The 14866-nt window shown below is 71.7% G+C and carries 11 protein-coding genes; 5 read left to right on the top strand and 6 right to left on the bottom strand.

Features of this window, described 5'->3' with window-relative positions; all coding sequences use genetic code 11:
• Positions 1–33: 33 nt before the first annotated feature.
• Entirely contained in the window at positions 34–717 is a 684-nt protein-coding gene (locus tag IF22_RS0130320; RefSeq protein WP_030337764.1) for a hypothetical protein, read from the bottom strand.
• A gap of 512 nt (positions 718–1229) precedes the next feature.
• On the opposite strand from IF22_RS0130320, the gene IF22_RS0130315 reads away from it, so the two are divergent.
• The 3 genes from IF22_RS0130315 (at position 1230) to IF22_RS0130305 (ending at position 3209) form a co-directional block, all read left to right on the top strand.
• On the top strand, positions 1230–1880 hold the full coding sequence (locus tag IF22_RS0130315; protein WP_245233775.1) for a TetR/AcrR family transcriptional regulator: 651 nt from the start codon (positions 1230–1232) through the stop codon (positions 1878–1880).
• Between the two features lie 185 nt (positions 1881–2065).
• A complete protein-coding gene (locus IF22_RS0130310) occupies positions 2066–2695 on the top strand; it encodes a DUF6230 family protein (protein ID WP_030337762.1) in 630 nt (209 codons plus the stop codon).
• A gap of 1 nt (position 2696) precedes the next feature.
• Positions 2697–3209, top strand: coding sequence for a DUF6114 domain-containing protein (locus IF22_RS0130305; protein ID WP_245233774.1), 513 nt, complete (start codon positions 2697–2699; stop codon positions 3207–3209).
• A gap of 1 nt (position 3210) precedes the next feature.
• Here the strand turns inward: IF22_RS0130305 and murD are convergent, their stop codons facing one another.
• On the bottom strand, positions 3211–4557 hold the full coding sequence (gene murD, locus IF22_RS0130300; protein WP_030337760.1) for a UDP-N-acetylmuramoyl-L-alanine--D-glutamate ligase: 1347 nt from the start codon (positions 4555–4557) through the stop codon (positions 3211–3213).
• An 82-nt stretch (positions 4558–4639) separates the two neighbouring features.
• Between murD and IF22_RS0130295 the strand changes: the two genes are divergently transcribed.
• Positions 4640–5989, top strand: coding sequence for a MurL-like N-terminal domain-containing (locus tag IF22_RS0130295; RefSeq protein ID WP_030337759.1), 1350 nt, complete (start codon positions 4640–4642; stop codon positions 5987–5989).
• Positions 5990–6433: 444 nt separating this feature from the next.
• On the opposite strand, the gene IF22_RS0130290 is transcribed toward IF22_RS0130295, so the two are convergent.
• The 3 genes from IF22_RS0130290 to IF22_RS0130280 all read right to left on the bottom strand — a co-directional run bounded on the left by IF22_RS0130290 (position 6434) and on the right by IF22_RS0130280 (position 10564).
• Entirely contained in the window at positions 6434–8152 is a 1719-nt protein-coding gene (locus tag IF22_RS0130290; RefSeq protein WP_483414223.1) for a PucR family transcriptional regulator, read from the bottom strand.
• Positions 8153–8217: 65 nt separating this feature from the next.
• Positions 8218–9669 carry an argininosuccinate synthase gene (gene argG / locus IF22_RS0130285; protein ID WP_030337757.1) on the bottom strand — a complete coding sequence of 484 codons (1452 nt, stop codon included), beginning with the start codon at positions 9667–9669 and terminating at the stop codon, positions 8218–8220.
• Between the two features lie 46 nt (positions 9670–9715).
• Entirely contained in the window at positions 9716–10564 is an 849-nt protein-coding gene (locus tag IF22_RS0130280) for a TrmH family RNA methyltransferase (RefSeq protein ID WP_245233776.1), read from the bottom strand.
• Positions 10565–10656: 92 nt separating this feature from the next.
• Here IF22_RS0130280 and IF22_RS0130275 point away from each other — a divergent pair, with 92 nt between their 5' ends.
• A complete protein-coding gene (locus tag IF22_RS0130275) occupies positions 10657–12504 on the top strand; it encodes a thiamine pyrophosphate-requiring protein (protein WP_051708878.1) in 1848 nt (615 codons plus the stop codon).
• 4 nt (positions 12505–12508) lie between these two features.
• On the opposite strand, the gene IF22_RS0130270 is transcribed toward IF22_RS0130275, so the two are convergent.
• Positions 12509–14704: a transglycosylase domain-containing protein gene (locus IF22_RS0130270; RefSeq protein ID WP_030337754.1), complete on the bottom strand. Its 2196-nt coding sequence runs from the start codon at positions 14702–14704 to the stop codon at positions 12509–12511.
• Positions 14705–14866 lie beyond the last annotated feature (162 nt).

Here is a 14866-nt window from a genome sequence, read left to right as displayed (position 1 = left end):
GGATCGCCCGCGCGCCGGCCCGGTGGAGCATGGTCAGTTCACGTAGACGGCGGCGTTGCCCTTGGTGCTGTCGCGCACCGGCGAGTACGTCGCCGAGAAGTACGCGGTGCCGAAGCAGAGGGACGGGCCGGAGAACTTGGTGAACGGCTGATTGGCGAAGGTGATCGAGTTGGTGGCGTTGGCCGCCGTGCCGGTGAGGCTGTTGGTGCTGGTCCGGTAGACGCAGGTGATCGTGCCGAGCAACGAGTTCAGCACGACGGTGCTCTGCACCGGCGCCGCCGTGGTGCCGGAGATCTTGACCACGCCGGCGCTGGTGACGGAGGTGGCGTACGGCAGGTTGTTGAGGGCGATGCTCTGCACCCCGGTGGTGCCGAACACGTTGGTGGTGCAGGTGCCGAAGCTCTGGGCGGTGAGGCTCTCGGTGGCGGTGCCCGGGGCGGTCGGGTTGGTGAGCACCTTGGCGCTGAAGCTGGACGCGGCGCACTTGATGCCGGTGGTGCCCGAGGTGGAGCTGTAGAAGGTGGCGTTGGTGCCGGTCTTGAGGCTGGCCTGGATGACGTCGTTGACGGCGACGGCGGTGCCGCCAGCCGTGGGGTAGGTCAGGACGTTGCCGGCGAGCGCGGCTGACGGGTCGGCGGAGGCTGGCGGGGCGGCTACGAGACCGGTCAGCAGCGCGAGGGCGACGAGACCCCCGCCGATTTTTCCGTACCTGAGCATGGTGCTTCCTTCCGGTGGCGGGACGGGAACGAGCGGACCGCGCAGGCGGTCACCGCCGGGCGGGCACGCCGGGCGGCGATCATGGCCGTCCGAGGTGGACGGCGGTGGTGGTGGAGGAGGCGCCGGGCGACCGTCGGGTCGGGCGCGGGTGACGGAGGTGCCGCGGATCAGCGGGCGGGTCGGCGTGGTGCACTGCGGCGTAGCCGCGTCACCTGCGCCTTTCCGGCATTGGGAGAGCGTTCGTGTTCGGCGATAATGACAGCCATCGAGCCCTCCTTCGACGAGTCAGGGTGACCATCCGGGGAGATCACCAAAGGTGACGGGGAGCGAACTGAGCGTGAGGAAAGTTATAAACCCCGGAGGGTCGCAAAGTCAATGAATCAACGGAGGTCAATGAATTGACCACGCAGAGCCACCCTCAGCCGGCGCCGGCGCCCCTGCCGGGTGCACGCCCGGGCCGCGACCCGGACCGCGCGATCAAGCGCGGCCCGCGACGGGTCTCCGCAGAGGTCGTGGCCGCGACCCAGCGAGACCGCCTCTTCGACGGGCTCGTGCACGAGGTGGCGACGAAGGGCTACGACAACGCCCGGGTCAGCGACATCTGCCAAGCCGCCGGCGTGACCCGGCCGGCCTTCTACGCCCTGTTCACGGGCAAGGAGGACGCCTTTCTCGCCGCGTACCGGCACGGGATCGCCGTGGTGTCACAACTGATGGAGAACGCCTACCGCGAGGCTGGCCCGACCTGGCCGGACGCGGCACGCGCCGCGCTGCGCACCCTGCTGGAGGTGCTGGCGAGCGTTCCGGCGTTCGCCCGGATGGCGCTCGTCGAGGTGGACGCGGCCGGCCCCGACGCCCGCCGCGAGCGCGACGCGCTGCTCACCAGCTTCCGTCGGTTCTTCGTCGACGCCGGCTCGGGGCCGGCGCTCGCCGAGGTGGGCCGCGACGAGCTGGTGTCCACAGTGGTCGGCGGCATCTACGCCACTGTCCGCGGCCGTGTGGCGCGGGGTCGGGCGGCGGAGTTGCCGCAACTGCTGCCGGTGCTCACCTACGCGGCCATGGCGCCGTTCCTGGGCACCGAGGCCGCGATTCAGGCGACCCGGCCGATACGGCCGGACGACGGCCCGAGTACGACCGCGCCATGCGCACCGACCCACCCCTCCTGATCACACGGTCGGAAACCGCAGCGGTTTCTCACCTTGGCCACATTTAACAAATACCGCCCAAATGGCCGTCACGTGCCGTTGACCTCTCCTTTACTCGGCGGTAACTTCGGCTCTGCGCCCACAGAACGCGGGTCAGGGATGCAATTCCCATTGTCGCCGATGAATCGATCTTAAGGGGAGCCGCCATGTCGGAGGAAACCACACCCGTCGCACCCGGGCCGCCGCGCAGTGGCACGCGTTGGCGTCGGTTCGCCGCCACGTTCGGCATCGTCGTGGCGGGCGCCGCCGGCATGATCATGCTGACCGCCCAGGGCGTGCTGGGCGCGCAGTTCGCCATCTCGGGCATGCCGTTCACGGTCACCGCCGACAGGCTCACCGGCACCGGGTTCGAGCAGTTCGCCACCCTCGACCAGATGATCCCGGACAGCCCCAACCAGGGCGACACCGGTGGACAGGTCCTGGTGATGGTCTCGGCGATCGACAAGGCGGAGCTGACCAACCTCTGCCAGAGCATCAACCTCGGCGGTGTCTTCCTCAAGATCACCGCCGGCAACGGCGACAAACCGGTCACCGCCCGGACCCTTGTGGTCGACGGCGACGAGATCGCCGGCAACGCCGCTTTCCGGAACATCGACATCGGGCAGGACGCCAGCACCCTGGACAAGGTGCCCGGTGTGAAGGGTAACCCCGGCGTCTTCTCCCAGCAGGCGGACTCGATCGTCATCGAGAACCTGCGGCAGAACAACTACGCCACCACCGCTGCCGTCTTCAACCTGCCCAACCTGCGCATGGCGTTCACCTCCGACGGGTGCTGACATGAGCACCGAACAACACCAGACGGCGCCGGCCGTCCGCGAAACCCGCGGGCGGTGGCGCCGCTGGCGGCGGGCCCGCCCGTTCACCGCCGCAGTGCTGATCGCCCTCGGGGGCGCCGAGATGCTGGCGACCCTGCGCGCACCGCTCGGGGTGCTGCTGCACATCGGACCGCAGGGGCTCGCCGCATACCTGGTGCCCACCATCCTCGTGATCTGCGGCGTCCTGCTGATCACCACCCCGCAGCAGCGGGTCTTCTACGCCGTGATCTCGCTGGTGCTCGGGCTGGTCTCCTGGTTGACCTCGAACCTGGGCGGCTTCCTGGTCGGGATGCTGCTGGCCCTGATCGGCGGGGCACTCGCTTTCGCCTGGACTCCGGACAAGGACCACCCTCCCACCGGCGCCGCGACGAAACCCGCGTCGGACGAGGACGAGAACGAGCACGAGGACGCCGCCGACACAGTGCTGCTGCCCGGGATGCGGTCACCGGACCCCAGCCCGGTCGACCGGGGCTGAGTCAGCGGGCGGTGTCGGCGACGGCCTGGGCGAACACCTCGGAGCGGTGCTCGTAGTTGCGGAACCGTCCGTAACTGGGCGCGGCCGGGGAGAGCAGCACCACCCCGCCGGCCGGTGTCACCTCGCGGGACAGCCGGACCGCCGCCACCAGGTCGTCGACCAGTTCGGTACGCACCTTCGGCAGGTTGGCGAGCACCTCGACGATGCGGGCGCCGCTGTCCGGGATCCCGATCACGGTCAGCTCCCGCTCGGCCAGGTGCTCGGCCAGCGGCGTGTAGTCCAGACCTCGGTCGTTGCCCCCGACGATCACCGTCAACGGCCGCCCGTCGTACGCGTCGATGGCGTGCATGGCCGCGTACGGGCTGGTGGCCAGGGTGTCGTCGACGAACGTCAACCCGGACGGGTCGGTGATCTCGGTGAGCCGGTGGGCCAACCCCTGGAACTCGGCGACGGCGACGGCGAGGTGGTCCTTGCCGGCCAGCACGTCCACGCCGAGCGCGTCCAGCACGGCGAGCGCGACGCAGAGGTTGCCCTCGTTGTGCCGGCCGACCAGCGGCAGCACGGCGCGCGGGAAGAGCGGCTGGTCGCCGACGTGGAACCACTGCGTGCCGTCGGCGCCGGTGGCGACGTGGAAGGTGTCGGGGCGACCGGCCCGGATCGCCGGCAGCTCACCCAGCTCCGCGGCCAGTCGGGGGTCGGCACCGTTGACCACGATCGTCTGCGGGTCGTGGGCCAGCAGGTTCAGTTTGTCCCGGTAGTACTCCCGCTCCCCACCGTGCGCGTCCAGGTGCTCGGGGAACAGCGCGGTGACCACTGCCACCCGGGGCGAGTCGGTGAGGTCGCTGCACTGGTAGCTGGACAGCTCCAGCACGTACAGCTCCGCCTCCGGCAGGTCCAGGGTCGGCACCCCGATGTTGCCGCCGAAGACGTTGGGCCGGCCCATCGCGGTGAGCAGGTGACTGATCAGGCTGGAGGTGGTGCTCTTGCCCTTGCTGCCGGTGACCCCCACGGTGCGCGCGGCGTGGTCGGCCATCCACAGCGCGGTGCCCTGGGTCACCATGATCCCGCGTCGGCGCAGCTCGACCAGCCACGGGTGGGTCTGCGGCACGCCCGGGGAACGGACCACCACGTCCGCGGCGGCCAGCCGTTCGAAGCCCGCCTCACCGGTGACCAGCGGCGCCGCCTCGGCCAGCGGACCGTCCCAGGGCAGCGACAGGAAGTTCGCGCTGTCGTCGACGGCGACCAGCTCGGCCGGACCGTGCGCGGCGATGGCGGTCACAGCGGCCCGGCCCTCCCGGCCGGTGCCCCAGACGGCGACGGAACGACCGCGCAGGTCAGAAAGGCGCACGAGGATCTCCTCGGGGGTCACGGCGGCGGCGGGCAGGGCCCGGTCCGGACACGGCCGGACGAACCAGGGCCTAGTATGGCGTGTGCCCAACGAGCAGCTCCGGCGGATGGACGCCTTCACCTTCCCGTCCTACTCGATCGACTTCGCCACCGGCGAGGTGTTGTTCGACTACGCCCTGACCGGCCCGGCCGGTGAGCAGCGGTTCACCGAGGTGATCACGCTTCCACTGCCGGCGGAGCCGCCGTCCGACGAGACGGTGGCGACCCTCAACCGGGTGCTGGAGGTGCTGCACCTCGTCGCCGGGGTCAGTTACTACAAGGCCGCCGCGCCGCCCCGACTCGTGCTGCCGGCGCCGCTGGGCGCGGCCACCGTCGACTACGTCACGGCCATCTACACCAAGGGCCTCGCCGAGTACGCGTACCGCAACCAGCTGCCGCACGTGCTCCAGCTGCGCCCGGAGGTGCCGGCCGGCACCCCGGAGTCGCCCCGGGTGTACGACGACTCGGACCGTCGCCCGCTCTCGGCGGTCGGCGGCGGCAAGGACTCGATCGTCAGCCTGGAGGCGCTGCGCCGCGCCGAGCTGGACCCGGTGCCGTTCTCGGTCAACCCGAACCATGTGATCGTCGCCGTCAACGAGGCGTCCGGGCTGGTCCCGCTGGCCGCCCGGCGGCGCATCGACCCGGTGCTGTTCGACCTGAACGCGGCGGGCGCGCTGAACGGGCACATCCCGGTCACCGCCATCAACTCGCTGATCGCGGTGGCCACCGCCGTGCTGCACGGGTTGGGCCCGGTGGTGATGTCCAACGAGCGTTCGGCGTCCGACCCGAACCTGGTCTGGAACGGCCATGAGATCAACCACCAGTGGTCCAAGGGCGTCGAGGCGGAGGGGCTGCTGCGGGCGTCGCTGGCCGAGCACGCGGGCCTGACCGAACCGTACTTCTCGCTGCTGCGGTCGCTGTCCGAGCTGCACATCGCCCGGCTGTTCGCCGAGTTCACCCGGTACGACGACGTGGTGACCAGCTGCAACCAGGCGTTCAAGCTACGCGACGCGAGTGAGCGCTGGTGCCGTGACTGCCCGAAGTGCCGGTTCGTCTTCCTGGCCATGGCGCCGTTCATGCCACGGGAACGGGTCACCCACATCTTCGGCGGTGACCTGCTGGCCGACGAGTCGCAGATCCCCGGCTACCGCGAGCTGCTGGGCGTGGACGGGCACAAGCCGTTCGAGTGCGTGGGCGAGGTCGAGGAGTCGGTGGTGGCCCTCGGCCTGCTCGCCGAGCAGGACCAGTGGCGCGACGCTCCGGTGATCCAGGCCCTGGTGGACGCGGTGCCGGCGACGGCCTGGTCCGCGGTGGCCACGTCCGACGTCTTCACCCCCGGCGGCCCCAACCACATCCCCCCCACCTACGCAAAAGCCCTGAACCAACTTATGTGACGCGCTAGACGTTCAGGCCCGCGCTCCGGCCCCGCGCCGGTGTTGCGAGCCCTCCCCCCGCCGTGGGTCGCATGATCGCGGCGGCTGGCCGGTGGAGTGTGTGTGGCGCTGCGCCTTTGGAGCTGATGTCGTAAACGAATCGAGCGAGGCAGGCCGAGCCCCGGCCGGGACACGCCAAGCCCAGCACGTCAGGGCGGCCCATGGTCGAGCGGACCAGGGCCGGCCCAGGGCCGGGCCGGACCCAGGGCCGAACCAGGACCGGGCCGGACCCAAGGCCGAACCAGGACCGGGCCGGACCCAGGGCCCAACCGAAGTCAGCGCCCCGCCGAGTAAGGCCAGGGGATGATTCGTTTACGACATCAGCTCCAAAGCGTGCCCGACCCAGACGTTCACCCCGACGCCGAGCCGTCCGCCGCCGCCGAATCGGCAACACAAGGAGCCACGTCAGGGCGCTCGGACCGCTTCCAGGGCCAGGAGAGCTACGTGGAGCGACAGGGCGGCCTCTACCGAGTCGAGGTCCACGTCGAGGATCCGGGCGATGCGGGCCAGGCGTTCGTAGAAGGCCGGTCGGGACAGGTGGGCGACGGCGGCCGCGGCGGACTTGTTACGACCCTGCTCCAGGTAGGCGCGCAGGGTGTCGAGCAGCTGCTCCCGGGGGTGCCGGGCGTCGTACTCCAGCAGCGTCCCGAGTTCGCGTTCGACGAAGGTCTGCAACCGGGGCTCGTCGCGCAGCAGGTGCAACAACCCCGCCAGACCGACGTGGGGTAGCCGGAAGATCGGCAGGTCGCGCCGGTCCCGGCGGGCCGCCTCGGCGATCTGCCGCGCCTCGACGAGCGACCTTCGGGCCTCCCGGAGGCTCCCCACGCCCGATCCGGCGGCGACGATCACGGCAGCCGGGCCGGCACCCCGGGCCGGGTCGACACCGGCGGTGGACGCGCGGCCGGTGCCGGCGTCGAGGCGTACCCGATGAAGGGCGCTGGCGAACGCGGACAGCGCGCGGTCCTCGGCGGCCGGGTCCGGTAGGGCCAGCAGCGCGCCCACCGAGTGGTCGTCGACGGCGCTGGTCAGCGCGGTCAGCTTCGCCTCCCGCACCGCCTGCCCGACCGCCTCGGCGAGATCCCGCAGCCGGGCCTGGGCGGCCTCGGGGCCGACCTCCCCGGCGGCGTCGTCGGCGCGGTGCCGGACCATCACGCCGACCAGGTGACGCCGGTCGAGCACCACGCCGAGCGCCTTGGCGCGCAGCCCCACCTCGTCCACCGGGCGGGAGTGGTCGAGCAGCGCGGTGAGCAGGGTGCGGTGGATCTGCCGTTCCAGGCCCTCGGCGTCGCGGCGGATCAGCCGGCCCAACGCGAGGGTGGACGCGGCCCGCTCGATCAGGATGGTGAGCCGGGTGGGTGGGCCGGCGGTCGGTTCGCCGGCCTGGGCGCTGGGCACGTCCCCGCTGGCCGGCCAGCGCAGCAGCAGCCGACCCCAGTCCTGCCCCCGGGCGCCGACGGTGGTCACCAGCCAGCCGCTGTCCAGGTCGTACGCGGTCCGCCCGGCCGGGCGGATCCGGCGAGAGTGCTGCTCCCAGCCGTCGAGCAGCAGTTCGGCGCTCTCGCCCGCCGGGTCGTACCCGAGCACCTGCCGGGACAGGTTCTCCAGCACGACCGGGCAACCCGACAGCTCGGCGGCCTGCCTGATCACCTCGGCGGTGTCGGCGCCTTCGACGGAGAGGTCGTTGAACCGTTGGTGGATCTCCTCGGTGGCGCGCAGCTCGGTGAGCTGCGCGTCGACGATCAGCGCGTGCACCGCCTCGGTGATCCGGACGAACGGGGTGGCCCGGCGCAGCTCCACCAGCGGCAGCCCGCGCCGGTCGGCGGCGGCGGCCATCACCCGGGGCACCCCGCTGAGGTAGCGGCGGCCCAGCTCGACGACGAGCCCGGACACGCCGACGTCGGCGAGGTCGCCGATGAACGCGCGCAACCCGGCGTCGTCCGCGGGCAGGCCGATGCCGGTGGTGAGCACCAGTTCACCGCCGCCGAGCAGGGTGGCGATGTCCGGCACCTCGGCCACGTGCACCCAGCGGACGGGTCGGTCCAGCCCGTCGTCCCCGGCGACCACGCGCGGCGCGCCGTGGCGGACCGGGTCCAGGGCGAGGATCTCACGGACGGTAGGGAACACGGCCGACACGCTACCGTCCGTGACGCCGGAACTCGACTTGCCGCCGCGGGCCGGGACCGCCGGGCTCAGTCGACGCCGAACTCCATAGCGGCGCGGTCGAGCGCCTCGTCCTCCGGCGAGGCGACGCCCCGGGAGGCGATGGCTTCCGCGCCGCCCTGGGGCATGGCACCGATCAAGCCGGTCGAGGCGGCCTGCGCGGCCCCGATCATGCGCTGCGGGTTGCCGCCGCCGACCAGGCCGAGGGAGGCGTACTGCTCCAGCTTCGACCGCGAGTCGGCGATGTCCAGGTTGCGCATGGTGAGCTGGCCGATCCGGTCCGACGGGCCGAACGCCGAGTCCTCGGTACGCTCCATCGACAGCTTGTCCGGGTGGTAGCTGAACGACGGGCCGGTGGTGTCCAGGATCGAGTAGTCCTCGCCCCGGCGCAGCCGCAGCGTCACCTCGCCGGTGACCGCCGTGCCGACCCACCGTTGCAGCGACTCGCGCAGCATCAGGGCCTGCGGGTCCAGCCAGCGGCCCTCGTACATCAGCCGACCGAGGCGGCGGCCCTCGTTGTGGTAGTTCGCCAGGGTGTCCTCGTTGTGGATGGCGTTGACCAGCCGCTCGTACGCGTAGTGCAGCAGCGCCATGCCGGGCGCCTCGTAGATGCCCCGGCTCTTGGCCTCGATGATCCGGTTCTCGATCTGGTCCGACATGCCCAGACCGTGCCGGCCGCCGATGGCGTTGGCCTCCAGCACCAGGTCGACGGCGCTGCCGAACTCCTTGCCGTTGATGGTGACCGGGCGGCCCTGGTCGAAGCCGACGGTGACGTCCTCGGTCGGGATCTCCACCGACGGGTCCCAGAACCGGACACCCATGATCGGGTTGACGGTCTCGATGCCGGTGTCGAGGTGCTCCAGGGTCTTGGCCTCGTGCGTGGCGCCCCAGATGTTGGCGTCGGTCGAGTACGCCTTCTCGGTGCTGTCCCGGTAGGGCAGGCCGCGCTCCAGCAGCCACTCCGACATCTCCTTACGCCCACCCAACTCGGTGACGAAGGCGGTGTCGAGCCACGGCTTGTAGATGCGCAGCATCGGGTTGGCCAGCAGGCCGTAGCGGTAGAACCGCTCGATGTCGTTGCCCTTGAAGGTCGAGCCGTCGCCCCAGATCTGGACGTCGTCGGCGACCATCGCGCGCACCAGCAGGGTGCCGGTCACGGCCCGGCCCAGCGGGGTGGTGTTGAAGTACGCCCGCCCGCCGGTGCGGATGTGGAAGGCGCCGCAGGTCAGCGCGGCCAGGCCCTCCTCGACCAGGGCGGCGCGGCAGTCGACCAGGCGGCCGAGTTCGGCGCCGTAGCTGAGCGCGCGACCGGGCACCGACGCGATGTCGGGCTCGTCGTACTGGCCGATGTCGGCGGTGTAGGCGCAGGGAATCGCGCCCTTGTCGCGCATCCACGCGACCGCGACGGAGGTGTCGAGGCCGCCGGAGAAGGCGATGCCGACACGTTCGCCCGTGGGCAGGGAGGTGAGAACCTTGGACACGGGGAAAATTATGCAATAGAACGCATGGCCATGCAAGCCGAAGGGTCTACTCGCCGCCGAAGGGCGGGTCGTCGCGGCCCAGCTCCCAGAACGCCACCGCCGCCGCGGCGGCGACGTTCAACGAGTCGACGCCACGGCGCATCGGAACGACCACCCGCACGTCGCTGGCGGCCTGGGCCGCCGCGGTGAGGCCGGGCCCCTCCGCGCCGAGCAGCAACGCCGCCCGCTCCCGCTGCGCCGGGGTCAACAGCTGGATCGGTACGGCGTCCGGCGCGGGCGTCATGGCGAGCACCGTGAAGCCGGCCTCCCGCACCTGGTCCAGGCCCCCGGGCCAGCTGTCGAGCTTCGCGTACGGCATCGCGAAGACCTCACCCATGCTGACCCGGACGCTGCGCCGGTACAGCGGGTCGGCGCAGGTCGGCGAGAGCAGCACCGCGTCGACACCGAGCGCGGCAGCCCCCCGGAAGATCGCGCCCAGGTTGGTGTGGTTGTTCACGTCCTCCAGGACGACGACCCGGCGCGCGGTGGCGAGCACCTCGGCCGCCGTCGGCAGCGGCCGGCGGTGGAACGACGCCAGCACCCCCCGGTGTACGTGGAAGCCGGTGGCCCGTTGCAGCACGTCCTGGGTGGCGGCGTAGACCGGCGCGTCGCCGGTGTCCAGATCGGCGAGCTGGTCGATCCGCTTGGCGTCGACCAGGTACGACCGGGCCGGGTAGCCCGCGCGCAGCGCCCGGCGCAGCACCAACTCCCCCTCGGCGATGAACAGGCCGTGCGGTGGTTCCCAGCGGGTGCGCAGCTCGACGTCGGTGAGCGCCCGGTAGTCGGCGATCCGGTCGTCGTCAGGGTCGGTGATCTGGTGTACGGGCACCGGACGATTCTGCCGGACGCGGGGCAGCGCGCTCCGACGCCCGCGCGGCGGGGTGTTTTGTCCGAAGAAGAAGGGGAATGACCGGCGGAGTATCGGACTCGACGGGAAGGACCAGCCAGGTGAGCGCAGACCACACGGCACCCGGCGAAGTGGGTGCCCTGCCCCGGCGCCCGACCGTCGCGGACCACATCGTGTCGCGGCTGTTCAGCTGGGGCGTACACCGCTACTTCGGCTATCCCGGCGACGGCATCAACGGCATGACCTCCGCGCTGCAACGCACCAACGGGCGGGCCCAGTTCATCCAGGTCCGCCACGAGGAGACCGCCGGCTTCGCCGCCTCCGCGCACGTCAAGTACGGCGGCGGCCCGCTGGGCTGCGCGCTGGTGACCAGCGGACCGGGCGCGATCCACCTGCTCAACGGCCTGTACGACGCGAAGCTCGACCACCAGCCGGTGATCGCCCTGGTCGGGCACACCGCGACCACCGCCGAGGGCGGCGGCTACTACCAGGAGGTGGACCTGCTCGCCCTCTACAAGGACGTGGCCGCCGCGTTCCTGGCCCAGCTCGACAACCCGGCGCAGGTACGCCACCTGGTCGACCGGGCGTGCCGGACGGCGCTGGCCCGGCGTACCGTCACCGCCCTGGTCCTGCCCCTGGACATCCAGGACGAGCCAGCCGTGCCCAACCCGCCGCACGCGCACGGCTACTACCAGACCAGCAACGCGCCGAGCAGCACGCCGACGGTGCCACCGGAGGCGGACGTACGCCGGGCGGCCGAGGTGCTGCGCGGCGGGCAGCGGGTGGCCATGCTGGTCGGCCAGGGTGCCCTCGGCGCGCGCGACGAGGTCCGCGAGATCGCTGACCGGCTCGGGGCCGGCGTGGCCACCGCGCTGCTCGGCTTCACCGCCGTCGACCATCGCGAGCCGTGGGTGACCGGCGCGATCGGGCTGCTCGGCACCCGACCCAGCTGGCAGCTGATGAACGGCTGCGACCGGCTGCTCATCGTGGGCAGCAACATGCCGTACTCGGAGTTCTACCCGCCGCCCGGACAGGCCCGCGCGGTGCAGATCGACCTGGACGGCACCCAGCTCGGGCTGCGGTACCCGACCGAGGTGAACCTGACCGGCGACGCCCGCCCCACCCTGCGGGCGCTGCTGAACGAGCTGGGCCCCGGCCCCGGGCCGACCGCCTGGCGGGCGGAGGTCGCCGAGGCCACCTCCGCGTGGCGCCGGGTGCAACGCGACCTGGCCGAGCAGAGCGCCGAACCGGTCAACCCGCAGTTGCTCTTCCACACCCTGAACGAACGGCTACCCGACGACGTGCTGCTCGCTGTCGACTGCGGCACCACCACCGCCTGGTACGCCCGGCACATCCAGGTACGCCCCGGGATGCTGGCCAGCCTGTCCGGCACGCTGCTGTCCATGGGCGGTGCCATGCCGTACGCGCTGAGCGCCAAGTTCGCCCACCCGGACCGACCGCTGGTCGCGTTGATCGGCGACGGCGCCATGCAGATGAACGGCGTCAACGAGCTGATCACCGTGGCGAAGTACTGGCGCAGCTGGGCCGACCCGCGCTTCGTGGTGCTGGTGCTCAACAACCGGGACCTGGCGTTCGTCAGCTGGGAACAGCGCTCCACCGAGGGAACGCCGATGTTCCCGGACAGTCAGCAGTTGCCGGACATCGCCTACCACCAGTGGGCGGAGGTGCTCGGGCTGCACGGCGAACTGATCGACTCACCGGAGCAGGTGCGCGACGTCTGGGACCGGGCGCTCACCGCCGACCGACCAGTGGTGATCAACGCCCTGGTCGACCCGGCCGAGCTGATGCTGCCCCCGCACTTCACCGCCGAGCAGGCCCGCAACACCGCTGCGGCGGTGCTGCGCGGCGACACCGACTGGGCCGGCATCATCCGCCGCGGCCTCCCCGCCACCCTGGCCAGCTACCGCCCCCGCCGCCGCGAACGCTGAGGCGTCAGCCTCGGCGGTCCAGCCAGCGTTGCAGGGCTGAGCGGGGGTCCTGGGTGGGCTCCTGGCGGTCGGGGACCGCTGGGCGCTCCACCGGGCGGCGTGGTTCGCCGGCCAGCTCCTTGCTCGGTGCGGCGAACGCCTTCTCCGGCTGGCCCTTCACGGCGGTGGCGATGACCCGGGCGACCGCGTCGATCACCTTGGCCTGCACCGCCGACCCCACCGAGTCGGCCGGGTCGTCCGGGTTGGCGGCGATACCGGCCACCGCGACCTGCGGGGTGAAGCCGACGAACGTCTCGGTGGAGTTCTGCTCCGAGCTACCCGTCTTACCGGCCACCGGCCGGCCGTCGAGGATGTCGTCGACGTCGGTGGCGGTGCCGCCGTTGCACTGCCCGAACGCGGACTGCTGACCCACCGGGCAGCGCGCCGCGTCGGTCGCGGCGCGGGCGACGTCGGCGTCGAGAACCCGCTTGCAGGAGGGCTGCCCGACCGGCACCTTCGCACCGTCCGCGCCGGTCACCGAGACCACCGGCAGCGGCGTGCAGTAGGTGCCCTCGGCGGCCACCGTGGCGTACGCGTTGGCCAGGTCGAGGGGGGTGGTGGCGGCCACGCCGAGGGTGAACGAACCCCAGTTCTTGGCGTTGTCCGTGGCGAAGGCGGCATCCGAGTCGGCACGGAAGGTGATGCCGAGCCGCTGCGCCATCTCGACCACCTTGTCCTGGCCGACCTGTTCGGCCAGCCAGACGAAGTAGGTGTTCACCGAGCGGCCGAAGCCGTCCCACATCATCCGGTACCCGTCCATCCAGTCCGGGTTGGCGTTCGCCGGGCACCAGCGGCCGTCACAGCTGCCCGGCCCCTCGGCGGCGTACCGGGTGGGCAGCTTGGCGGGAGCGTCGAAACCGGTGGAGAGGGTACGGCCCGACTCCAGCGCGGCGAGCATGGTGAACAGCTTGAACGTCGAACCCGCCTGGTACCCGTCGACGCTGGCGCCGCCGGAGATCAACGGGTTGACGGTGTGCGGGTAGTTCGCCTGCCCGGCCGGGTTGTCGGCGAGGCTGTAGTGCCGGTTGACCGCCATCGCCAGCACCCGCCCGGTGCCGGGCTGGACCGCCGCGATCGGCAGGGCGCGCTTGTTGTCGTAGGAGTAGACCTTGGTGGCCTGCTGCTGCGCGGTGGCCTGGATCTTCGGGTCCAGCGAGGTGACCACCGTGTAGCCGCCGGAGCGCAGCGCCTGCTCGCGCTCCGCGACGGTGGCCCCGAAGGCCGGTTGGGTCAGCCACCAGCGGCGCAGGTAGTCGCAGAAGTAGCCCCAGTCGTCGTGGCCCTGGGAGACGGCGGTGCAGCCGTTGGGCTGTGCGGTGGGGCGCAGGGCCAGCGGCTCGGTCTTGGCCTGGGCGGCCTGCGCGGCGGTGATCGCGCCGGTGGCGACCATCGAGTCCAGCACGTACGACCGGCGGGCCAGCGCCTGCTCCTTGTCCCCGTCGATCGGGCTGTACGCGTCCGGGGACTGCACCAGACCGGCCAGCAGTGCCGACTCGTTGAGGGTCAGCTGCGCCGGAGATTTGCCGAAGTACCGCTGGCTGGCCGCCGCGATCCCGTACGCACCGGAGCCGAAGTAGGCGATGTTCAGGTACCTGTCGAGGATCTCGTCCTTGCCGAGGCTCTTGTCCAGCGCGCTCGCGTACCGGATCTCCTGGATCTTGCGACCGACGGTCGGGTCGGTCGCGGCGGCGCGCTCCTCGGCGGTGCGGGTCGGGTCGGTCTTCAGCACGTTACGGACGTACTGCATGGTCAGCGTCGAGCCGCCCTGTTCGGTGCCGCCGCCCTTGACGTTGGCCACCAGTGCCCGGGCGAGGCCGCGCAGGTCCGCGCCACCGTGGTCGTAGAAGCGCCGGTCCTCGGCCGCCACGATCGCCTGCCGCATCACCGGGGCGATCTCGGACAACGGGACGTCGGTGCGGTTCACGTCGTAGAACGTGGTGATCAGCGTCTTGCCGTCGTTGGCGTACAGGTACGAACGCTGCGGCGTGGCCGGGGTCTTCAGCGAGGCCGGCAACGCGGCGTACGACCCGAGCGCGGAGCGGGCGGTGAGCCCGAGCAGCAGGTTGCCCGGCAGCGCGGCGACGGCCAGGACGAGCCCGGCCAACACTCCGGCGAGCAGCACGGTGAACAGCCGCGACAGCGGCGAGCGGGGGGCGGCCATGCAACCCAGGATTGCCACAAAAACCGCCAACCGACCACCCCCAGAGCCCGATTGTCACCAACTTCACGGCCCCCCACCAGCCAACCCCCAGCCAGCGGCTGCCTCCCCGCTCCCCGCTCCCCGCTCCCCGCTCCCCGCTCCCCGCTCCCCGCTCCCCGCTCC

It is taken from the genome of Micromonospora parva, from assembly GCF_000718515.1.
GTDB lineage: Bacteria > Actinomycetota > Actinomycetes > Mycobacteriales > Micromonosporaceae > Micromonospora > Micromonospora parva.
Note: the sequence above shows the minus strand (reverse complement) of the source record. Positions and strands in the feature narration are given on the sequence as shown.